The 20,467-nt window shown below is 67.2% G+C and carries 20 protein-coding genes and 1 tRNA gene; 8 read left to right on the forward strand and 13 right to left on the reverse strand.

Annotation, left to right across the window (positions count from 1 at the left end):
* Positions 1 to 167 precede the first annotated feature (167 nt).
* The gene (locus KB879_RS02150; RefSeq protein ID WP_211980664.1) at positions 168 to 1,043 is read left to right on the forward strand and encodes a pirin family protein; all 876 of its coding nucleotides are present in this window, start codon (positions 168 to 170) and stop codon (positions 1,041 to 1,043) included.
* Positions 1,044 to 1,062: 19 nt separating this feature from the next.
* Here KB879_RS02150 and ybiB read toward each other — a convergent pair whose 3' ends face one another.
* From ybiB to KB879_RS02175, 5 genes are all read right to left on the reverse strand, one after another.
* Positions 1,063 to 2,055: a DNA-binding protein YbiB gene (ybiB, locus tag KB879_RS02155; protein WP_211980665.1), complete on the reverse strand. Its 993-nt coding sequence runs from the start codon at positions 2,053 to 2,055 to the stop codon at positions 1,063 to 1,065.
* Between the two features lie 95 nt (positions 2,056 to 2,150).
* Positions 2,151 to 2,954 carry an ABC transporter ATP-binding protein gene (locus KB879_RS02160; RefSeq protein WP_013955451.1) on the reverse strand — a complete coding sequence of 268 codons (804 nt, stop codon included), beginning with the start codon at positions 2,952 to 2,954 and terminating at the stop codon, positions 2,151 to 2,153.
* A gap of 18 nt (positions 2,955 to 2,972) precedes the next feature.
* Positions 2,973 to 3,878: a nitrate ABC transporter permease gene (gene ntrB, locus KB879_RS02165; RefSeq protein WP_211980666.1), complete on the reverse strand. Its 906-nt coding sequence runs from the start codon at positions 3,876 to 3,878 to the stop codon at positions 2,973 to 2,975.
* A 51-nt stretch (positions 3,879 to 3,929) separates the two neighbouring features.
* Entirely contained in the window at positions 3,930 to 5,240 is a 1,311-nt protein-coding gene (locus tag KB879_RS02170; RefSeq protein ID WP_211980667.1) for a CmpA/NrtA family ABC transporter substrate-binding protein, read from the reverse strand.
* 365 nt (positions 5,241 to 5,605) lie between these two features.
* Positions 5,606 to 6,253 carry an ANTAR domain-containing response regulator gene (locus KB879_RS02175; protein ID WP_211980668.1) on the reverse strand — a complete coding sequence of 216 codons (648 nt, stop codon included), beginning with the start codon at positions 6,251 to 6,253 and terminating at the stop codon, positions 5,606 to 5,608.
* Between the two features lie 255 nt (positions 6,254 to 6,508).
* Between KB879_RS02175 and KB879_RS02180 the strand changes: the two genes are divergently transcribed.
* Together KB879_RS02180 and maiA are read left to right on the forward strand one after the other, a co-directional pair.
* On the forward strand, positions 6,509 to 7,210 hold the full coding sequence (locus KB879_RS02180; protein WP_211980669.1) for a fumarylacetoacetate hydrolase family protein: 702 nt from the start codon (positions 6,509 to 6,511) through the stop codon (positions 7,208 to 7,210).
* Between the two features lie 4 nt (positions 7,211 to 7,214).
* Positions 7,215 to 7,862, forward strand: coding sequence for a maleylacetoacetate isomerase (gene maiA, locus KB879_RS02185; protein ID WP_013955456.1), 648 nt, complete (start codon positions 7,215 to 7,217; stop codon positions 7,860 to 7,862).
* A 72-nt stretch (positions 7,863 to 7,934) separates the two neighbouring features.
* Here maiA and ftsY read toward each other — a convergent pair whose 3' ends face one another.
* Positions 7,935 to 9,095: a signal recognition particle-docking protein FtsY gene (gene ftsY / locus KB879_RS02190; protein WP_013955457.1), complete on the reverse strand. Its 1,161-nt coding sequence runs from the start codon at positions 9,093 to 9,095 to the stop codon at positions 7,935 to 7,937.
* Positions 9,096 to 9,312: 217 nt separating this feature from the next.
* Between ftsY and KB879_RS02195 the strand changes: the two genes are divergently transcribed.
* The 5 genes from KB879_RS02195 to KB879_RS02215 all read left to right on the forward strand — a co-directional run bounded on the left by KB879_RS02195 (position 9,313) and on the right by KB879_RS02215 (position 14,094).
* Positions 9,313 to 10,860: a pitrilysin family protein gene (locus KB879_RS02195; RefSeq protein ID WP_211980670.1), complete on the forward strand. Its 1,548-nt coding sequence runs from the start codon at positions 9,313 to 9,315 to the stop codon at positions 10,858 to 10,860.
* 9 nt (positions 10,861 to 10,869) lie between these two features.
* Positions 10,870 to 12,252, forward strand: a complete 1,383-nt coding sequence (locus KB879_RS02200; RefSeq protein ID WP_211980671.1) for a pitrilysin family protein — start codon at positions 10,870 to 10,872, stop codon at positions 12,250 to 12,252.
* A gap of 82 nt (positions 12,253 to 12,334) precedes the next feature.
* Positions 12,335 to 13,039: a 16S rRNA (guanine(966)-N(2))-methyltransferase RsmD gene (gene rsmD / locus KB879_RS02205; protein ID WP_013955460.1), complete on the forward strand. Its 705-nt coding sequence runs from the start codon at positions 12,335 to 12,337 to the stop codon at positions 13,037 to 13,039.
* Positions 13,040 to 13,279: 240 nt separating this feature from the next.
* Positions 13,280 to 13,765: a pantetheine-phosphate adenylyltransferase gene (gene coaD / locus KB879_RS02210; protein WP_010814369.1), complete on the forward strand. Its 486-nt coding sequence runs from the start codon at positions 13,280 to 13,282 to the stop codon at positions 13,763 to 13,765.
* Between the two features lie 68 nt (positions 13,766 to 13,833).
* Entirely contained in the window at positions 13,834 to 14,094 is a 261-nt protein-coding gene (locus KB879_RS02215; protein ID WP_010814370.1) for a YfhL family 4Fe-4S dicluster ferredoxin, read from the forward strand.
* A 98-nt stretch (positions 14,095 to 14,192) separates the two neighbouring features.
* On the opposite strand, the gene KB879_RS02220 is transcribed toward KB879_RS02215, so the two are convergent.
* The 7 genes from KB879_RS02220 to lolB all read right to left on the reverse strand — a co-directional run bounded on the left by KB879_RS02220 (position 14,193) and on the right by lolB (position 20,410).
* Positions 14,193 to 16,052, reverse strand: coding sequence for a PhoX family phosphatase (locus tag KB879_RS02220; RefSeq protein ID WP_211980672.1), 1,860 nt, complete (start codon positions 16,050 to 16,052; stop codon positions 14,193 to 14,195).
* Positions 16,053 to 16,247: 195 nt separating this feature from the next.
* Positions 16,248 to 16,844: an aminoacyl-tRNA hydrolase gene (pth, locus tag KB879_RS02225; protein WP_013955462.1), complete on the reverse strand. Its 597-nt coding sequence runs from the start codon at positions 16,842 to 16,844 to the stop codon at positions 16,248 to 16,250.
* Between the two features lie 151 nt (positions 16,845 to 16,995).
* The gene (locus KB879_RS02230) at positions 16,996 to 17,613 is read right to left on the reverse strand and encodes a 50S ribosomal protein L25/general stress protein Ctc (protein WP_153953202.1); all 618 of its coding nucleotides are present in this window, start codon (positions 17,611 to 17,613) and stop codon (positions 16,996 to 16,998) included.
* A gap of 132 nt (positions 17,614 to 17,745) precedes the next feature.
* Positions 17,746 to 18,699, reverse strand: coding sequence for a ribose-phosphate pyrophosphokinase (locus KB879_RS02235; protein ID WP_010814374.1), 954 nt, complete (start codon positions 18,697 to 18,699; stop codon positions 17,746 to 17,748).
* A 94-nt stretch (positions 18,700 to 18,793) separates the two neighbouring features.
* A tRNA-Gln gene (locus KB879_RS02240) sits at positions 18,794 to 18,870 on the reverse strand.
* A 59-nt stretch (positions 18,871 to 18,929) separates the two neighbouring features.
* Positions 18,930 to 19,808: a 4-(cytidine 5'-diphospho)-2-C-methyl-D-erythritol kinase gene (gene ispE, locus KB879_RS02245; RefSeq protein WP_013955464.1), complete on the reverse strand. Its 879-nt coding sequence runs from the start codon at positions 19,806 to 19,808 to the stop codon at positions 18,930 to 18,932.
* Positions 19,809 to 19,816: 8 nt separating this feature from the next.
* Complete coding sequence (lolB, locus tag KB879_RS02250; RefSeq protein WP_013955465.1) at positions 19,817 to 20,410, reverse strand: lipoprotein insertase outer membrane protein LolB; 594 nt, start codon at positions 20,408 to 20,410, stop codon at positions 19,817 to 19,819.
* Positions 20,411 to 20,467 lie beyond the last annotated feature (57 nt).

The raw sequence follows: 20,467 nt of genomic DNA on the forward strand, positions 1-20,467 counted from the left end.
GAGCGGCGGAAACGATACCCACGGTTCGGCGCACAGGATATTAGAGCGGCGCGGGGCACGGGGGTTCTGCCCGCTGCTGCAATGATTTGTTGCAGCAGCGGCTACACTCGACCCACCTGCGGCGCGCTGGCATCCTTGCGAGCCTCTCTCATTCCACCGGAGGAGTTATGTCTGCTATCGAACACTTGCTCAAGCCGCATGTGCGCGACCTGGGCGATTTTACCGTGCGCCGGCTGTTGCCCGCCGCCGCTACCCAGACCGTCGGGCCGTTTATTTTCTTCGACCATATGGGGCCGGTGCAGCTGCCGCCGGGCGCCGGCGCTGATGTGCGTCCGCATCCCCATATCGGGCTGGCCACGGTCACCTACCTGTTCGAGGGCGAGATCATCCACCGCGACAGCCTGGGCAGCGACCAGGCGATCCGCCCAGGCGACGTCAACTGGATGACCGCCGGGCGCGGCATCGTGCACTCGGAACGCTCGCCCGAGCATGTGCGCCCCGCCGGGGCCCGGCTGCACGGCATCCAGACCTGGGTGGCACTGCCGCAGGAGCATGAGGGTGCCGAGCCGTCGTTCTTCCACCATCCCGCTGCCACGCTGCCGCAGATCGAGCGGCCGGGCGTGCGCATGGTGGTGATTGCGGGCGATGCCTTTGGCCAGGTCTCTCCGGTCAAGGTCTTCAGCCGCACCCTGTATGTGGCGATCGAGCTGGATGCGGGCGCGAGCGTGGAGATCCCGGCCGAGCATGCCGAACGGGGCGTCTATCCGGTGGATGGCGCGGTGGCGCTCGACGGCGAGCCGCTGCCGGCCGAGCATATGGTGGTGCTCACGCCGGGCCAGCCCGCGACGCTGACGGCCACGGCGCCGTCGCGCGTGATGCTGCTGGGCGGCGACCCGACCGACGGGCACCGCTTTATCTACTGGAATTTCGTTGCCAGCAGCAAGGTGGCGATCGAGGCTGCCGCCCAGCGCTGGGAGGACGATCAGTTCCCGCACGTGCCGGGCGAGACCGAGCGCATCCCGCTGCCTCCGCGCAAGGCCTGACAGCGGTCCCGGGGCTGGCTCAGACCGGGCTGGCCCAGGTCACGTGGGTGCCTTGCCGCAGGCATTCGCGGATGGCATCGACCTGGATCGCGATCGGTGCCGGCACCGGCACCGCGCCGTCCAGCACGCGCCGGATCCAGGCCACGGTCTGGCCGGCGTCGCTGCCGGGCGGCAGTTCAGGTACTTCGGCCAGTGAACCCACGGCCGGATCGACCAGCGTCTGCTGGTGCCCCTCATGCAGCCAGTCGATGCGGCTGGTGCGGCGCGCATCGGCCACCACTTCGCCCTCGGTGCCGCGTGCCAGCAGCACGTTGGCGGGCTCATGCGAGAAGTAGTCGGTCAGCGTCTCGCGGTATTCGGGGTGGGTGTAGCTGTACAGGCGCAACCCTTCCGCGGGCGAATGCTCGCCCACCGGCTGCAGCATCTTGGCCACCGTATGCGCCGAATTGCGCAGGCCGATCACGGTGCGCCGCTCCAGCAGCTGCGACAGCCCGGGCGACAGCACATCCACCGGCAACACCGCGAGCGGCCCGAGGTCGCTGCCCTCGCGCAGCCGTGCCGAGGCCTCGTCGGTCGTCGCGCACAAGGGCACGCCCAGGGCCTCGAACAGCGTCATGCTAGTCACGCGGCCATTGAACAGGCGCGTGCCGTGCACCAGCACGGGGACATCTTCGCGCGCCAGCAGCAGCGCCAGCAGCGGCACCAGGTTGGGTTGCTTGCGCGCGCCGTTGTAGCTGGGGATCACCACCACCTGCCGGTCAGGCGGCGCCGGCAGCGGCTGGCAGTGCGCATGGGCGGCTTCCAGCATGCCCGCCAGCTCGTGCGGGGCCTCGCCCTTGATGCGGTAGGCCATCAGGATGGCGCCAAGCTCCAGGTCGGAGACGCGCCCGGCCAGCATGGCGTCGAACAGGGCCTGCGCGTCTTCGCGGGGCAGCGCGCGCGCGCCGTTGACGCCGCGGCCGATCTCCTTGATATAGCGGGCAGCAGGGAAGGACGTGGCTGGCGTGGTCATGGCGGCGTGGGGGTAGTCTGTTCTGGGTTCATGATAGCGGAGCCAGGCCGCCGCGCCCACCGCCGCCGGTCACCGCGCATCGCCTCCTGAGGACACTACGCGGCTTCCTGCAGCGCCGGGTTGCGCTGCTTGCGGTAGAGGAAGTCCAGCACCGCGGTGCGGCAGGCGTGATAGGCCTTGTCATCGGCCAGCGCGACGCGGTCGCGCGGGCGCGGCAGGCCCACCTTCAGGATCTCGCCGATGGTGGCGGCCGGGCCATTGGTCATCATCACGATGCGGTCGGCCAGCAGCACGGCCTCGTCGACGTCGTGGGTCACCATCACCACCGTGCTGCGAGTGCGCGCCACGATCTTGATCAGCTCGTCCTGCAGGTGCGCGCGCGTGAGCGCATCGAGCGCGCCGAAGGGCTCGTCCATCAGCAGCACCTTGGGCGCCATCGCCAGCGCGCGGGCAATGCCCACGCGCTGCTTCATGCCGCCGGAGATTTCATGCGGGTACTTGTTCTCGGCGTGCGTCAGGCCCACCAGCGCCAGCGTGTCATGCGTGCGCGCCTTGAGCTGTGGCTTGCTCTCGTTGGCGGCGAAGACGCGCTCCACGCCCAGGTAGACGTTCTCGAAGCACGTCAGCCACGGCAGCAGCGAATGGTTCTGGAACACCACCGCGCGCTCTGGCCCCGGCCCGGCGATCTCGCGCCCGGCGCAGATCAGCGCGCCGGTGGTGGGCGTGGCCAGTCCCGCGACCAGGTTCAGCAGTGTGGACTTGCCGCAGCCGGAATGGCCGATCAGCGTGATGAACTCGCCCTCGGCGATCTGCAGGTTGATATCGCGCAGGGCGACGAACGGGCCCTTGCGGGTCTTGAAGGTCTGGCCGACGTTTTCGATGCTGACGAACTTGTCCATGGCGATTCTCCCCGCGTATCAGTTGGTGCCGTAGCTGAAGCGCCGGGCCAGCGCCAGCAGCGCGTGCTCGAGCAGCAGCCCGATGATGCCGATCACGAAGATCGCGATCACGATGTGCTCGACCTTCAGGTTGTTCCATTCGTCCCACAGCCAGAAGCCGATGCCGGTGCCGCCGGTCAGCATCTCGGCCGCGACAATCACCAGCCACGCGGTGCCGATCGACAGCCGCACGCCGGTCAGCATGTAGGGCAGCACTGCGGGGAACAGCACCCGCGTGAATACCTTCCATTCCGACAGGTCCAGCACGCGCGCCACGTTCAGGTAGTCCTGCGGCACGCGCGTGACGCCCACCGCGGTGTTGATCACCATCGGCCAGATTGAGCAGATAAAGATCGCCCAGATCGCGGCCGGGTTGGCGGCCTTGAACAGCAGCAGGCCGATCGGCAGCCACGCCAGCGGCGAGACCGGGCGCAGCAGGCTGATCACCGGCGCGGTCATCGCGTTCAGGAAGGCAAAGCGCCCGATCAGGAAGCCGGCCGGGATGCCGACCAGCGCGGCCAGGCCGAAGCCCGCCGCGACGCGCGCCAGCGATGCCAGCACGTTCCAGCCGATGCCCTGGTCATTGGGCCCGTTGCGGTAGAACGGGTCGGCAAACAGCGGCACCGCGGCGTTCCATGTGGCCTGCGGCGTGGGGATGGCCGGGATCATCGTGGCGATGCCGTGCCAGGCCAGCACGAACAGGGCAAAACCCAGTACCGGCGGCACGGCCTTGAGCACCAGCGCGGCGACCGCTTCGCGGCGTTGCGCACGCCGGGCCTGCGCGGCGATTTCCTGCTCGCGCCGGCGCGCCCGCTCCTTGGTGTCGGGGTCGGCGCTGGCGGCTACGGTTGCACCATCGGGCGCAGTGTGGGCTATGGCATTCACGTCTGGCTCCTTTCGTCAGGGGCACTGCGGATCAGTGGGGGAAGGCTTGCGTCAGGCCTTGATCTTGAAACCGTCGGCGTAGGCCTTGGGGTCTTTGCCGTCCCAGACCACGCCGTCGATCAGCTTGGCGCTGCGCATGTCGCTCTTGGGCAGCGGCACCTGGGCGGCGGCGGCGGCCTGCTTGTAGACGTCGATGCGGTTGACCTGCCTGGCCACGGCGAGATAGTCCGGATGTTCCTTCAGCAGGCCCCAGCGCTTGTGCTGGGTCAGGAACCACATGCCGTCGGACAGGTACGGGTAGTTGGCGCTGCCGTCCTGGTAGAACTTCATCGCGTCGGGGTCGTCCCAGGTCTTGCCCAGGCCGTTGGTGTAGCGGCCCAGCATGCGGTCCAGGATGATGTCCATGTCAGTGTTGACGTAGGACTTGGCGGCGATGGTCTCGGCGGTCTTGCGGCGGTTGGAGGCCGACGCATCGATGAACTTCGATGCCTCCAGCACCGCGGCCACCATCGCGCGCGCGGTGTTGGGGTATTTCTGCACGAATTCGGCGGTGGTGCCCAGGGTCTTCTCGGGGTGGCTCTTCCAGATGGCCTGCGTGGTCTCGGCGGTGAAGCCGATCTTGTCGGCGATGGCGCGCGCGCCCCAGGGCTCACCCACGCAGAAGCCGTCCATATTGCCCACGCGCATATTGGCCACCATCTGCGGCGGCGGCACCGTGATCGCCTTGGCGTCCTGCATCGGGTTGATGCCGTTGGCTGCCAGCCAGTAGTACAGCCACATCGCATGCGTGCCGGTGGGGAAGGTCTGGGCGAAGGTGTAGTCGCGCTTCTCCTTCATCATCAGCGCCTTCAGGCTGGCGCCGTCCTTCACGCCTTTCTCGGCGAGCTTGGAGGACAGCGTGATGGCCTGGCCGTTGTGGTTCAGGTTCATCAGCACGGCCATGTCTTTTTTCGGACCGCCGATGCCCAGCTGCACGCCGTAGATCAGGCCATACAGCACGTGCGCCGCGTCCAGCTCGCCGTTGACCAGCTTGTCGCGCACGCCGGCCCACGAGGCTTCCTTGGTCGGCGTGATCTTGATGCCGAATTTCTTGTCCAGCCCGAGCGTGGCGGCCATCACCACCGAGGCGCAGTCGGTCAGCGGGATAAAGCCGATGCGCACATCGGTCTTCTCGGGCGCATCCGAGCCCGCAGCCCACGCACCGGCGCGCACCAGCGGATCGACCAGCGTCATCACGCTGGCGCCGGCGATGGTGGCCAGCACGCGGCGGCGGCCGCTGCTGGCCGGGACGGCGTCGGCAGCCGCGTCGGAAACGTGGACGGCTGCGTGCAGCGGCTTGGCAATCCTGAGGCGAGAGGGCATTGCATGGCTCCAAGAAAAAAGGCGTCCCTGCCGCGACCGGCTTCGCCAGAAGACCGGTGCGGCGCAGGGACGCCGTTGTCCGTGGCGTGACGCAGCCCGCGTTGGCCGTGTCCGCCGAAATGGTTGGTCGGCCGCCGTTGGCCGATACCTGCATAACGCAAGGCGTATGCCAGCCTGTGCAGTGCAGCATTCGAGGGCGGATTTGTGACGGATCGGGAGGGAATGGTCGGATGCGGTGCGCGCGCGGTCGCCGCTGCCACATTCGGGGGAGCCGGGGAGGGAGGTGACGCCGCGCGGCAGCGCCAGGAGCGTGCATTGCACCAGTCGCGTGCGGCAGCGCACCACGACTGGCAGGCGGGAGCGGCTCAGCCCATCACGTCGATCACGCGCTGGGCCGCGTCCACCAGCTTTAGGCCGCGCTCCATCGCCATGCCGCGCAGGCGCTTGTAGGCCTCGTCCTCGCTGAGGCCGCGCGCCTGCATCAGCAGCCCCTTGGCGCGCTCGACCACCTTGCGCTCGGCCAGCTTGAGCCGGGTGGCATCGAGCTCGGCGCGCAGCTGCTGGTCCAGTTCAAAGCGAGCGTAGGCCACGTCGAGCACGGTCTTGACGCGCTCGGCGCGCAGGCCGTCGACGATATAGGCGGTGATCCCCGCCGTCAGCGCTGCCTTGATGCGCTGGCTGTCGTCGTTATCGGTGAACAGCACGATCGGGCGCGGCGCATGCTGGGTCGAGACGCAGACATGCTCGATGGTGTCGCGCGCGGCGGATTCGGACGCGATGATCAGCATGTCGGGCTGGGTGGCCGTGATCACATCCGGCAGGCGCAGGTCGGCATCGACGATCTGGATCTCGGTAAAGCCCGCGCTGACCAGCCCGCCGCGGATGATCTCGACGTTTAGCGGGTCGGCGTCATGCGGGTCCCGCACGAGCAGGATCCGCAACACCCGGCCGCCGGCAGTCGGCGGGGCAGGTGCGGCGGGGGTGGGCGATGGGGGCGGGTGGCGTCGTGTCATGGCTAGGCTCTGTTGCAGTGCGCCATGCAAGATTCGCGCCGGGTAAGTATCCGGTCACCTGCGCCAGTCCGGTGCGGTGGCGCTGCGAGGATGCCTGGATTCATTGTATGCGGTCGTACGCAGAGCCAACTCTCGCGGTGTATCCTGTTGCCCTGCTGCGCCGGGCGCGTCTGCTGGCGACGCCGCGAGTGGCTGCATCCCGCAACCCCGCATCCCTGCGCCGCAGCACTGATCAGAACAAATCTGGAGAGATGCATGACCGAATTCGTGTTCGCCCCGCCCGCGCCCGTTGGCGTGCCGGTGCGCGGCAGCAACGCTAGCTTCCCGGTCCGGCGCGTGTACTGCGTCGGCCGCAACTATGCTGCCCACGCCCGTGAAATGGGCTCGGACCCCGACCGCGAGCCGCCGTTCTTCTTCTGCAAGCCGTCCGATGCGGTCAGCTATGTCGCCGACGGCACCGAAGGCGCCTTCCCGTACCCGCCGGGCACCAGCAACTGCCACTATGAAGTGGAGCTGGTGGTGGCGATCGGCAAGGGCGGCCGCGACATCCCGGTCGACCAGGCGGCCGGCCACGTGTTCGGCTACGCCGTGGGCCTGGACATGACCCGCCGCGACCTGCAGAACGAATCGAAGAAAACCGGCCGCCCCTGGGAGACCGGCAAGGCATTCGACCAGTCCGCGCCGATCGGCCCGATCGTGCCGGTGTCGGCCATCGGCCATCCAGAGAAGGGCGCAGTGACGCTGGCGGTCAACGGCGTGGAAAAGCAGCGCGGCGACCTGTCCGACCTGATCTGGTCGGTGCCGGAGATGGTGTCGTACCTGTCGAAGCTGTTCGAGCTGCAGCCCGGCGACCTGATCTTCAGCGGCACGCCCGAAGGCGTGGGCCCCGTGGTCAAGGGCGATGTCATGCACTGCCACGTCGGCGGCGTGGGCGATCTCACCATCAAGGTAGTCTGATCCGATGCTCAAGCTTTACAGCTATTTCCGCAGCTCGGCCTCGTTCCGCGTGCGCATTGCGCTGGAGCTCAAGGGGCTGTCCTATGACTATGTGCCGGTGCACCTGCTCAAGGAAGGCGGCCAGCAGCTCAAGCCGGAATTCCGCGCCGTGAACCCTGACGGCCTGGTGCCGGCGTTCGTCGACGGCGAGCACGTGCTGCAGCAATCGCTGGCCATCGTCGAGTACCTGGACGAGATCCACCCCGAGCCGAAGTTGCTGCCCGGCACGGCGCTGGACCGCGCCTATGTGCGCGGACTGGCCCAGGAGATCGCGTGCGAGATCCACCCGCTGAACAACCTGCGCGTGCTGAAGTACCTGAAGCACACCGTGGGCGTGACCGACGAGGTCAAGGACGCGTGGTACCACCACTGGATCGAGCTGGGCTTTGCGTCGCTGCAGACCAACCTGGAGCGCGGCGGCAAGGCCGGGCGCTTCTGTTTTGGCGATACGCCCACGCTGGCCGATATCTGCCTGGTGCCGCAGGTGTTCAACGCGCAGCGCTTCAATATCGACCTGGCCCGCTACCCGGCGATCGCCAGGATCTATGAAACCTGCATGGAGCTGCCTGCCTTCCAGAAGGCGCAGCCGAAGTCGCAGCCCGACGCGGAATAAGCGTTCGCAGGCCTGCAAGGCAAAACGCCCCGGCACTGCCGGGGCGTTTTGCTTGGCGCAGGTTGCCGGGCCTTATCCCAGCAGCGCGTCGGCGAACTCGTCCGCCTTGAACGGTTGCAGGTCTTCCACTTTCTCGCCCACGCCGATGAAGTAGACCGGCACCGGGCGCTGGCGCGCGATCGCCGCCAGGATGCCGCCCTTGGCGGTGCCGTCGAGCTTGGTTACGATCAGCCCGGTCAGGCCCAGCGCGTCGTCGAAGGCCCGGGTTTGCTGCAGGGCGTTCTGGCCGGTATTGGCGTCGATCACCAGCAGCACCTCGTGGGGCGCGCTCGGCATAGCCTTGCTGATCACGCGCTTGACCTTCTTGAGCTCTTCCATCAGGTGCAGCTGCGTCGGCAGGCGGCCGGCGGTGTCGGCCATGACGATGTCGATGCCGCGCGCCTTGGCCGCATTGACGGCGTCGAAGATCACCGCCGCCGGGTCGCCGCTTTCCTGCGCCACCACGGTGACGTTGTTGCGCTCGCCCCAGATCGTCAGCTGCTCGCGCGCGGCGGCGCGGAAGGTGTCGCCGGCGGCCAGCAGCACCTTCTGGTCATAGCGCTGGAAGTGCTTGCACAGCTTGCCGATGCTGGTGGTCTTGCCGGCGCCGTTGACGCCCGCGATCATCATCACCATTGGCTGCTCGCGGCCCAGCGCCATGGTCTTTTCCAGCGGGCGCAGCAGCTGGGTCAGCAGCTCGCGCAGTGCCGCCTTGACGCCTTCAGCGGTCTCGATGCGCTCGGCCTTGACGCGCTTGCGCAGCTCGCCCAGCAGGTACTCGGTGGCTTCGACGCCGGCATCGGCCATCAGCAGCGCGGTTTCCAGTTCTTCGAACAGGGCCTCGTCGACCTTGACGCCGACGAACAGCGTGCCGATGTTGCGGCTGGTCTTGGACAGGCCGGTACGCAGCCGATGCATCCAGCCCAGCTTCGCTTCAGCGGTCTGGGCGGGCGGCGGGACCAGCTCGAGCGCTTCGGCCGGTGCGGGCGCCGGCACGGGGACCGGGGCTGCCACGGGCGCTGGGGCAGGGGGTGGCACTTGCGCTGGGACCGGTGCCGGTGCGGGCGCAGGGACTGGCGCAGGCGTGGGGGCCGGTGCCGGCACAGGGGCGGGGACCTCGACCGGAGCGGGGGCCGGGGCTGGCGCCTCGACGGGCGCGGGCTCGGCCTTGCGCTTCTTCCAGAAACTAAACATTGGGGAATGGAGTCAATACCGGGGGCGATACCCTGGCGGCAGCCAATGCCAGCAGGCAACCGGTTATAAATCAATGGGTTACGCAGGTGTCGCGATGGCTGGGGAGAAACCGTTGTGGTCCCGGCCGGCGATTGCGTATAGTTCGCTACATGGCAGATTCATGCGCGCAGTCTTGCGCACGTGAGTCGATCGGCAAAATTCTAGCAGACGGGGTCGCATGAACCATTGCGCTGTCCTGACCGCTGCGGGCGCACAAGGCACCAAAGCCTGCGTCCAAACGCGCATCCAACGCCTCTCACAACCTTCCAATCCGCTTTCTGCCCGCGCCGCGCGTCTTGCGCGGCGTGTCATTCCCACGCTGCTGCTGGCCTTGCTGCCCTGGTCGATGCCGGCGGGGGCGCAGGAAGCCGTGCCCTCGCCGAGGCCCGGCACGCAGACCGCCCTGGCCGGCGCGACCGCGCAGGGCACGACTGAATACCGCCTGTCCAACGGGCTGCGGCTGATCGTCAAGGAAGACCACCGCGCGCCCACGGTGGCGCACCAGATCTGGTACCGCGTGGGCGGCATCGATGAGGTCAGCGGCACCACCGGCGTGGCGCACATGCTCGAGCACATGATGTTCAAGGGCACGCCCAAAGTTGGCGTGGGCGAGTTCTCCAAGCAGGTGGCCGCGCTGGGCGGGCGTGAGAACGCCATGACCAACCGCGACTTCACCATGTACTACCAGCAGATCGGCAAGCAGTATCTGCCGAGGATGATGGAGCTGGAGGCCGACCGCATGGCCAACCTCATCATCACCAAGGACGAGTTCGAACGCGAGATGAAAGTGGTGATGGAAGAACGCCGCCTGCGCACCGACGACTCCGCGCGCGGTACCGTCTATGAGCAGCTGCTGGCCACGGTCTACACCGCCGCCGCGTACCGCCACCCGGTGATCGGCTGGATGGACGACCTGGTCAACATGCGCGTGGATGACGTCAAGGAGTGGTACCGGCACTGGTACGTGCCCAACAACGCCATGGTGATTGTCACCGGCGACGTCAAGGCCGAGGAAGTGCGCGCTCTGGCGGAGCGCTACTACGGCAAGGTCAAGCCGCGCACGCTGCCGCTGCGTAAGGACCAGGAAGAGCCGGCGCAAAAGGGCATCAAGCGCATCTGGGTCAAGGCGCCGGCCGAGAACCAGTACATGGTGATGGCCTACAAGGTGCCGCGCCTGCGCGATATCGAGAAGGACGTCGACCCCTACGCGCTTGAGGTGCTGTCGGCCGTGCTCAACGGCTACGACAACGCACGCCTGACGCGTGAACTGGTGCGCGAGCAGCGCCTGGCCGACGACGTCAACGTCGGCTACGACAGCATCAACCGCGGCGAGTCGCTGTTCGTACTCGACGGCACGCCGGCCACAGGCCACAACACCGACGAGATCGAGCGCGCGCTGCGCGCCGAGGTCCAGCGCATCGCCAAGGAAGGCGTGTCGCCGGAAGAGCTCAAGCGCGTCAAGGCGCAGGTGGTGGCCGGCCAGATCTACAAGCGTGATTCGGTGTTCGGGCAGGGCATGGAAATCGGCGTGTCCGAGATCTCGGATATCTCCTGGCGCCAGATCGACCGCATGCTCGACAAGATCAAGGCCGTCACGCCGGCGCAGGTGCAGGCCGTCGCCGCGAAGTATTTCAACGACGACAACCTGACCGTGGCCACGCTGGTGCCGCAGCCGATCGATCCAAACAAGCCCAAGCCCCAGGCCCCGTCGGGCCTGCGCCACTGAGGAAAGGCGATGACTCAGTACGTCACCACCCCGCAGCGTGCGCTGCGCAAACTGGCCGGCGCCGCATTGGGCGCCGTCGTCCTGCTGGCCGCGCAACTGGCGCAGGCCGCGATCCCGATCGAGCACTGGACCGCGTCCACCGGCGCCAAGGTGTTCTTCGTGCACAGCCCGTCGATCCCGATGCTCGACGTCAATATCGACTTCGACGCCGGCAGCCGCTATGACCCGCCGGGCAAGGCCGGGCTGGCCACGCTGACCGCCGCGCTGCTGGACAAGGGCGCCGCGGCGCTGGAGGGCCAGCCGGCGCGCGATGAAGCGAAGATCGCCGATGGCTTTGCCGATACCGGTGCCGCCTTTGGCGGCGCTGCCGGCGGCGACCGCGGCGGCATCGGGCTGCGCACGCTGACCGAGCAGCCGGAGCTGGACCAGTCAGTCGCGCTGGCCGCGCAGCTGATCAAGGCACCGACCTACCCGGACGCCGTGGTCGGGCGCGAGAAGCAGCGCCTGATCACCGCCATCCGCGAAGCCGACGTCAAGCCCGGCGTAATCGCCGACAAGGCGCTGGCCAAGGCCATGTATCCCGACCACCCCTACGGCGTGGCCGCGACGCCGGACAGCGTGGCGTCGATCACACGCGACGACATCGTCAGGTTCTGGCGCGACAACTACGGCGCGCAGCGCGCCGTGGTGACGCTGATCGGCGCGGTCGACCGCAAGCAGGCCGAAGCCATTGCCGAGCAGCTCACGCGCGGGCTGCCGCCCGGCAGCGCGGCGCCGGCCATGCCGCAGGTGCGCCTGAACATCGCCCCGAGCGAGCAGCGCATGCCGCATCCGGCACAGCAGTCCAGCGTGGCCATCGGCCAGCCGGCCATTGCCCGCGGCGACCCCGATTACTTCGCGCTGCTGGTGGGCAACTACGTGCTGGGCGGCGGCGGCTTCAGCTCGCGCCTGACTGACGAGGTGCGCGAGAAGCGCGGCCTGACCTACGGCGTGGACAGCTACTTCGCGCCGTCCAAGCAGCCGGGTCCGTTCGGCATCAGCCTGCAGACCAAGAAGGCGCAGACCGACGAAGCGCTGGCGCTGGTGCGCCAGGTGCTGGCGCGCTTTGTCGCCGAGGGCCCGACCGAGAAAGAGCTGCGCGCGGCCAAGGACAACCTCATCAACGGTTTCCCGCTGCGCATCGACAACAACCGCAAGCTGCTGACCAACGTCGCCAATATCGGCTGGTACGGGCTGCCGCTGGATTACCTGGACACCTGGACCGCCCAGATTGGCAAGGTCACGCGCGAGCAGGTCAGGGCCGCTTTCCAGCGTCATGTGCGCCCGGACAATATGGCGACGGTGATCGTCGGCGGCCCGGTGGCAGCGCCTGCGACCGCCGCCAGGCAGTGATGCCGGCACCGCTTGGGCCCGTCATGCGCGCCGGGGCTCCGGCGCGTGCGGCGAACCGGCCCGCAGGCTCTACAATCACGGGATGAATTCGCGTTCCCGATTGCCGACGCCCGCCACCGGCGGGCGACCCGCCTCTCCTGCCGCTGCCAGCGGCGGGCGTTCCCCCGTTTCCGCGGCGCCACGCCAGGCACCGCGCCAGGCACCACGCCAGGAACCGTCCCAGGTCCGCATCATCGGCGGCCGCTGGAAGCGCACCTTGCTGCCCGTTCCCGACGCCCAGGGCCTGCGCCCCACGCCCGACCGCGTGCGCGAGACGCTCTTCAACTGGCTCGGCCAGGACCTGTCCGGGCTGGAATGCCTGGACCTGTTCGCCGGCTCCGGCGCGCTCGGCTTCGAGGCCGCCTCGCGCGGTGCCGCCGCGGTCACGCTGGTCGAGTCCAATGCGCGCGTGGCCAAGCAGCTGCGCGACAACCAGTACCGGCTCGACGCGGCCCAGGTGCGCGTGATGCAGGGCGATGCCTTTGCCATTGCCGCGCAGCTGCCCGATGCCAGCTTCGACGTGGTTTTCCTGGATCCGCCCTTTGCCGAGGACTGGATCGGGCCGGCGCTGGAGCATGCGGCGCGGCTGTCGCGGCCCGGCGGCGCAGTCTATGTCGAGACCGACCATGCGCTGACCGGTGCCGACGCGCCGGTGCCGGCATCGCTTGAAATCGTGCGCCACGCGCGCGCCGGCGCGGTGCATTTCCACCTGCTGCAGCATCGCGTGCCGGGCAACGGCGCGGCCTGATGCACCAGGCTGGGGCGATTGTCGGGGTAGGCCTGTTCCGCAATGAGGAAGGTCCCCTTCCTCAATAGGAAACGGGTTCTTAGCTGCGCTGCGGCAAAACGGTGCGCCGGGCGACTTCCAAGTGGCGCATTTGGGGTTACACTACGCCGCTGTCACAACGCTCGCGACGCAGCACCCACGCCGGTCCGGCCGGCGCAAGAGGCGGCCCACGGCCGGCAGCGGGCAGATCAAGGAGGAAGTATGGTCATCGCGGTCTATCCCGGCACGTTCGATCCAATGACCCGGGGACACGAGGATCTGGTCCGCCGTGCGTCGAACATCTTCGACGAACTGGTGGTGGGCGTGGCGCACAGCCCCAACAAGCGCCCGTTCTTTTCGCTCGAAGAGCGCATCGGCATTGCCCGTGAAGTGCTCGGGCATTATCCCAATGTGCGCGTCGAAGGCTTTTCCGGCCTGCTCAAGGACTTTGTGCGCAACAACAATGCGCGCGTGATCGTGCGTGGCCTGCGCGCGGTGTCCGACTTCGAGTACGAATTCCAGATGGCAGGCATGAACCGCTACCTGCTGCCCGACGTGGAAACCATGTTCCTGACGCCGTCGGACCAGTACCAGTTCATCTCCGGCACCTTTGTGCGCGAGATCGCGGTGCTGGGCGGCGACGTCAGCAAGTTCGTGTTCCCGTCGGTGGAACGCTGGCTGCAAGAGAAAATCGGCAAACCGGAATAAAATAGCAGACTCAGATACGTCGAGTCGCGGCCAGTCGGGCGCGGGCGTGTCCGCAGGAAGGAAACACCATGGCGCTGATGATCACTGACGACTGCATCAACTGCGACGTTTGTGAGCCCGAGTGCCCGAACGAAGCCATTTCGATGGGGCCCGAGATCTATGAAATCGACCCCAACAAGTGCACCGAGTGTGTCGGGCACTTCGACGAGCCGCAATGCCAGCAGGTCTGCCCGGTCGCCTGTATCCCCAAGGATCCGAACCGCGTCGAAACGCATGAGGTCCTGATGCAGCGCTACCGGCTGCTGACGGCCGCAAAGCACGCCGCCTGACCCGCAGCTTCAGCCAGGCAAAAAAAGCCCCCGGCACCGCAAGGTGACGGGGGTTTAACTTTTCCCCAGTTACTGCTACTACCTACAACACTGCGCGGTCACGCACCCATCGGCTTGCCGTCGCTACGGCGCACCACGATGGTGGACGAGCGCGGCGGCTTGGCCGCGTCCGGCCACTTGCCGGTGGGATGCTGGATATTGATGAAGCAGGTGGTCAGGTCCGGCGTGTAGGCAATGCCGGTGATCTCGCAGCCGGTCGGGCCCGCCAGGAAGCGCCGGGACTGACCCGTCGGCGAGATGTAGTACATGCTGTTGTTGCCGAACGTGCCGGTATAGGTGGCGCTGGTGCTGGAATCGGTCTGCACCCACAGGCGGCCCTTGGGGTCGACGCGCAGGCCGTCCGGGCTGGAGAAGGTGTCGCCGTTGATATTGCCCTTCAGGTTGTCGGTGGCCAGCGACGGGTCGCCTGCCTGCAGCAGGATGCTCCACGTGAAGGTCGTGGCCAGCGGCGAATTGCCGGCTTCGTTCCACTTGACGATATGGCCGTGCAGGTTGTTCTTGCGCGGGTTGGCGGCGTCGGTCTGCTGGCGGCCGCTGTTGTTGGTCAGCGTGCAGTAGAGCGTCTTGTCCGGTGCGGCCGTGATCCACTCGGGGCGGTCCATCAGCGTGCCGCCGGCCACGCGCGCGGCCGATTTGGTGTTGATCAGCACATCGGCCTGGCTGGTGAAGTCGACCGTGCTCGGCGCCGGCGAGACCGCCGACTGGGTCCAGTTGCCCGGGTCCGATGCGCCGACGGTCAGGCCGTTCTTGCCCTGCGTCAGCTCGATCCACTGGCCGCTGCCGTCGGCATTGAACCTGGCAACGTAAAGCGTGCCGCTGTCCAGCAGGTTGGCATTGGCGGCGCGGTTGTTCGGATCGAAGGCCTTGCTCGGGATGAATTTGTAGATGCAGCCCGGCGTGCCGTCATCGCCCATATAGAAGGCGACGTTGTTGCTGGCGTCGGTCAGGAAGGCGACGTTCTCATGGTCGAAACGGCCCATCGCCGTGCGCTTGGCCGGCGCGCCCAGCGTGCCGTACGGGTCGATCTCGACCACCCAGCCGTAGCCGTTCTCGGCCTGGGTCGGGTCGATGTAGTTGTCCGTGCTTTCTTCGCAGGTCAGGTAGGTGCCCCACGGCGTGTAGCCGCTCGAGCAGTTGTTGAGCATGCCGACCACGGTCGAGCCCACCACCGAGGCGGCCGGGCCGCCCACGCGGTACAGCGTGTTGCCGGTGTAGCGCTTGTTGTAGATCGAGTCGCGCTTGACCTGCCACTTGCCGCTGACGGCCAGTTCGACTTCGATCACCGAGATGCCCACCGCCGACAGGGCGATGCGCTTTTGCTCCGCGCTTGCGGTGGCGGCGTTGTAGGCGGTCGGGAACAGGATGTTGTAGTCCGGCAGTTCGTGGTTGATCGCGAGCAGGCCGCCCTTCTGCGGATCGACGCCCGGCAGCGCGAAGTAGTGCATGCCGTCGTGGTTGCCTCCGGCCTGGCGCTCGGTTTCGGCCGAGGACTGGAAGGCGCCGGCATAGCCGGTGGCGCCGGCTTCGACCGGGTCGCCGGCGGAGAACAGCACGTCGACGCTGTAGCCGTTGGGCACGACCACGGTATCGGCGGTCGACTTGGCGATCGGCTCGAAGGTGACGTCGTAGCTCGGGGCGACCGCGGCGGGCGCGGGGGCCGGAGCGGGTGCGGGCGCGGGGGCCGGTGCCGGTGCCGGTGCGGGATCGTCATCGCCGCCACAGGCGGCCAGCAGGCCGCTGCCGAACGCCGAGGCCAGCGACAGGCCCAGGCCGCCGCGCAGCACCCGGCGGCGGGCCGGATTGGCGGCTACGATGTCTTCAAGCATCTGGCCGGGCACTTCAACGTCGGGCTTGGCAGCGCGGCTGGCGGCTCGTGCTTCATCGGTCAGGTACGACATGGGCTTCCTCCTGTGGGTTGTCATGCGCATCGGCCACCATGCGATACCGATGCGATTGGAAACCACGGAATGTATGTGCCGCCCATGGCACTTTGATGACATATTGTCTGCAACAGCAGTCTTGGACCGCCAAATGACGACGGGCCGCAGATGCGGCCCGTTTTCATGCTGTTGTCGCAGGGATGTGCGTATTTGTCAGCGCGTGGTGTGCAGCTGCGCCATGGCGCGTTCGGCATCGCCGCGCGCCAGCAGGCCGAGCGGGTCGATGCAGCGGTCGATGGCGGCATCGATGGCTTCCTGCTCCTCGCGCCGCGGCGGTTTGAGCACGAAGTTGACCACGTCCTCGCGGCCCGCGCCGGCGCCGCCGGGCGCGTTGCGCGGATGGCCCACGCCCAGGCGCAGGCGCCAGTAGTCCTGCGTGGACAGGTGGGCCGAGATGTCCTTGAGCCCGTTGTGGCCGCCCGCGCCGCCGCCGCGCTTGAGCTTGGCCGCGCCCGCCGGCAGGTCCATCTCGTCGTGCGCGACCACGATCTCGTCGGGGAGGACCTTGTAGAAGCGCGCGAGCGACACCACGGCCAGCCCGGAGCGGTTCATGAAGGTCGACGGCTTGAGCAGCCAGATATCCTGGTCCCACAGCCGCGCACGCGCGGCCAGGCCGTGGAAGCGGCCCTCCACGCGCATCGTGGCGCCGCCCATGCGGGCCAGCTGGTCCACCAGCCAGAAGCCGGCGTTGTGTCGGGTGGCCTCGTACTCCGCACCGGGATTGCCGAGGCCGACGATGAGCTTGATCATGCGTTTGACTGGGTCGTTGGCGCGCAAGGCTGCGCCACAAGCGCCAAGGATACCGAAAAACCGGCAGACGGCTGCCGGGCGAAAAAAAACCGCCGCAAGAAGCGGCGGTTTCTTCGTGGCGCGGCCGGCAGGCCGCAACCGCTGCTGCAGCTTAGGCAGCCGGCGTTTCGCCAGCGGCTTCGCCACCTTCGGCAGCTTCCGACACGGCACCAGCCGGTTGCGAGATGCTGGCGATAGCCGGGTTGTCGTCACCGTGGGTGATCACGGTCACGCCCTTCGGCAGCTTGATGTCCGACAGGTGGACGGTCTGGTTCAGCTCGGCGGCGGCCAGGTCCACTTCGATGAACTCAGGCAGGTCGGCCGGCAGGCACGACACTTCCAGGTCGTTCACGATGTGGTTGACGATGCCGTGGCCCAGCTTCACGCCAGGAGCGGTTTCCTGGTTCATGAAGTGCAGGGGCACCTTGACGTGGATCTTGTCGTTGGCCGACACGCGCTGGAAATCGACGTGCAGCACCAGCGGCTTGAACGGGTGCATCTGGAATGCGCGCAGCAGGGCCTGTTCCGACTTGCCAGCGACTTCCAGTTCCAGGATCGACGAGTGGAACGCTTCCTTCTTCAGGGCGTGCCACAGCGCGTTGTGATCCAGTTCGATCATCTTCGGTTCGGCGGCGCCGCCGTAGATGATGCCGGGGGTCTTGCCCGAATTGCGCAGGCGGCGGCTCGCACCCGTTCCCTGTACGCTACGCTCGAAAGCGACAACTTTCATGATGACTCCAAATGTAAGAAGGCTGTCCGCGACCAGACAGCCTCGTTGCGGCGCAAACAGAAAATGATGCGCCGATCAGGTCACGTTGATCGCTGAAAAACGGCGATCAACGCAGTAAAGCCCTAAATTCTATCAGGAACCCGCAAACAGCGACATGATCGAGTCGCCCTTGACGATGCGGGTGAAGGTCTCGGCCAGCAGCGGGGCGGTCGAGAGCTGGCGGATCTTGGTGCATTTGGCGGCTTCTTCGGACAGCGGGATGGTGTCGCATACCACCACTTCGTCCAGCGCCGAGTCCGCGATGCGGGCGGCCGCGCCACCCGACAGCACCGGGTGCGTGCAGTAGGCGAAGACCTTCAGCGCGCCGCGCTCCTTCAGCACCTGGGCGGCCTTGCACAGCGTGCCGCCGGTGTCGATCATGTCATCCATGATGACGCAGTTGCGGCCGTCGACTTCACCGATGATGTTCATCACCTCGGCCACATTGGCCTTGGGACGACGCTTGTCGATGATCGCCAGGTCGCAGTTCAGTTCCTTGGCCAGTGCGCGGGCACGGACCACGCCGCCGACGTCCGGCGACACCACCAGCAGGTCGCCGTAGTTCTTCTCGCGCAGGTCGCCCAGCAGTACCGGCGAAGCGTAGATGTTGTCGACGGGAATATCAAAGAAGCCCTGGATCTGGTCAGCGTGCAGGTCCATCGTCAGCACGCGCTCGACACCGGCGACTTCCAGCATGTTGGCCACGACCTTGGCCGAGATCGCGACGCGCGCCGAACGCGGGCGGCGGTCCTGGCGGGCATAGCCGAAGTAGGGCATGGCGGCGGTGATGCTGCGTGCCGAGGCGCGCTTGAGCGCGTCGACCATCACCATCAGTTCCATCAGGTTGTCGTTGGTCGGCGCGCAGGTGGACTGCAGCACGATGACGTGCTTGCCGCGAACGTTTTCCTGGATATCAACTTGAACTTCGCCGTCGGAGAAACGGCCAACCAACGCCTTGCCCAGAGGAATGCCGAGGTGCTGTACGACAGCCTCCGCGAGTTTGGGGTTGGCGTTGCCGGTAAATACCATCAAGCCTTCGCTGCTCATTCGGGGCACCTGTCTTGCTGCTGGGGGAGCTTGGTGTCACCGGCAAAGCCGGTGACTGATACAGAGGGTCCGTAAGGACACTATAGGAATGTAATGGCAGGGGAAGAAGGATTCGAACCTTCGAATGCCGGAATCAAAATCCGGTGCCTTGACCAACTTGGCGACTCCCCTACACAACCGGGCCGTTCTTCGTGGTACCAGACTGCCGTACCGCGCCGAACGAAAACTTGCTACGCGAGCGCTGCGAGCGGATGACGTGCCAGACTGCGCACACACCTGCCATCCCATTCAGGGGGCAACCTTTCCAAAACCTGCTGTGCTGTTGCTGCGTCGGGAAAACGCGCAAACACGCAGGCTCCGGAACCGGTCATCCTGGCATGCTGATTGTGTTGCTTCAGCCATGCTAGGGCTCGGGCGACTTCGCCGAACTTCGCTGTTGCTATCGGTTCCAGGTCGTTGCGACCGAAATCGAATTTGTTTGTGCGAGCAGCGAAGACCGCAATTATGGAGAGCGGCGTATCCCTTGTCAAGCACTCGTCCGAAAAAATTTCAGCGGTGGGGACATGCTGTTTCGGGTGGATGACTACGAACCAGCTGTCGGGCAGCTCGACTGGCGTCAGGTCCTCGCCGATGCCCTGTGCAAAGGCGTTCTGGCCCAACACGAACACCGGCACGTCGGCGCCCAGCGCGAGGCCGATGCGCATCAGTTCGGCACGCGCAAGGCCCAGTCCCCACAGGTGATTCAGCGCCAGCAGCGTGGTGGCGGCATCGGACGAGCCGCCACCGATGCCGCCGCCCATCGGCAGCACCTTGTCGATGGCGATATCGGCGCCGAAGGCCGTGCCGCTGGCAGCCTGCAAGGCGCGCGCGGCGCGCACTGTCAGGTCTGTGTCGGCCGGCACGCCGGGCACGTCGGTGACACGTGCGATGAGGCCGTCATCGCGCCTGCGGAAATGCAGCGTGTCGCACCAGTCGACCAGCTGGAACACGGTCTGCAGCGTGTGGTAGCCGTCGGCGCGGCGGCCGGTCACGTGCAGGAACAGGTTGAGCTTGGCCGGCGCGGGGCAGTCGCGCAGTTCGGGCGGGGGCAGGGGCTGGCTGCGGTGCATGGCGTGGTTCACGGCGTCTGGGGATCGATCACGAGGCGCACCGACAGCGGATTGCTGCCGGCGTCGCGCGCCAGGTCGATGCGGCGCGGCACTTGGGCGGCCGCTTCCTGCCAGGCGACGTAGCGCACGGTCCAGCCGTTCTGCGCCAGCGTTGCCAGCCGGCCCTGCTCGTCGCGCGTGGTGCGCGCGGGCGCGCCCTTGGTGGCGCGGCCGTGCAGCCAGTCGCGCATGCCGGACACCGGCAGCGCAAAGCCAAGTGCTTCTTCCATCAGGGTGTCGACCTCGGGCGCGTTGCGCGGCGGCTGGTTGGGCAGGTCGAGCGTGGCGCCGGACGGCGTGGCGGTCACCACGGCCAGGGTCTGGCCAAGCGGGGACACCAGGTCCAGTCGCACGTTGCGGCCCTGCTCTTCCCAGCGGAAGCTTCCCTGCACGCCTTCGTCGCGCCCGTAGCGCACGTAGTTGGCGGAGAAGCGGCCGGTGTATTGCTGGCTGGCGGCGGCCTGGTCGCCATCAAAGCTGCGCGACGGTGCCACGCTGGCACACGCCTGCAGCAGCAGCGGGGCGCCAAGGCAGAGGAGCGCCAGGCGTCGGGATCGGTTCATGGGCTTGGTCGTGAGGACGGCGGCGCGGCGGCGGCCGCCGGCTGACGGGAATCCGGC

Origin of the sequence: Cupriavidus sp. KK10, from assembly GCF_018223725.1 — a bacterium.
GTDB classification, from domain to species: Bacteria; Pseudomonadota; Gammaproteobacteria; order Burkholderiales; family Burkholderiaceae; genus Cupriavidus; species Cupriavidus necator.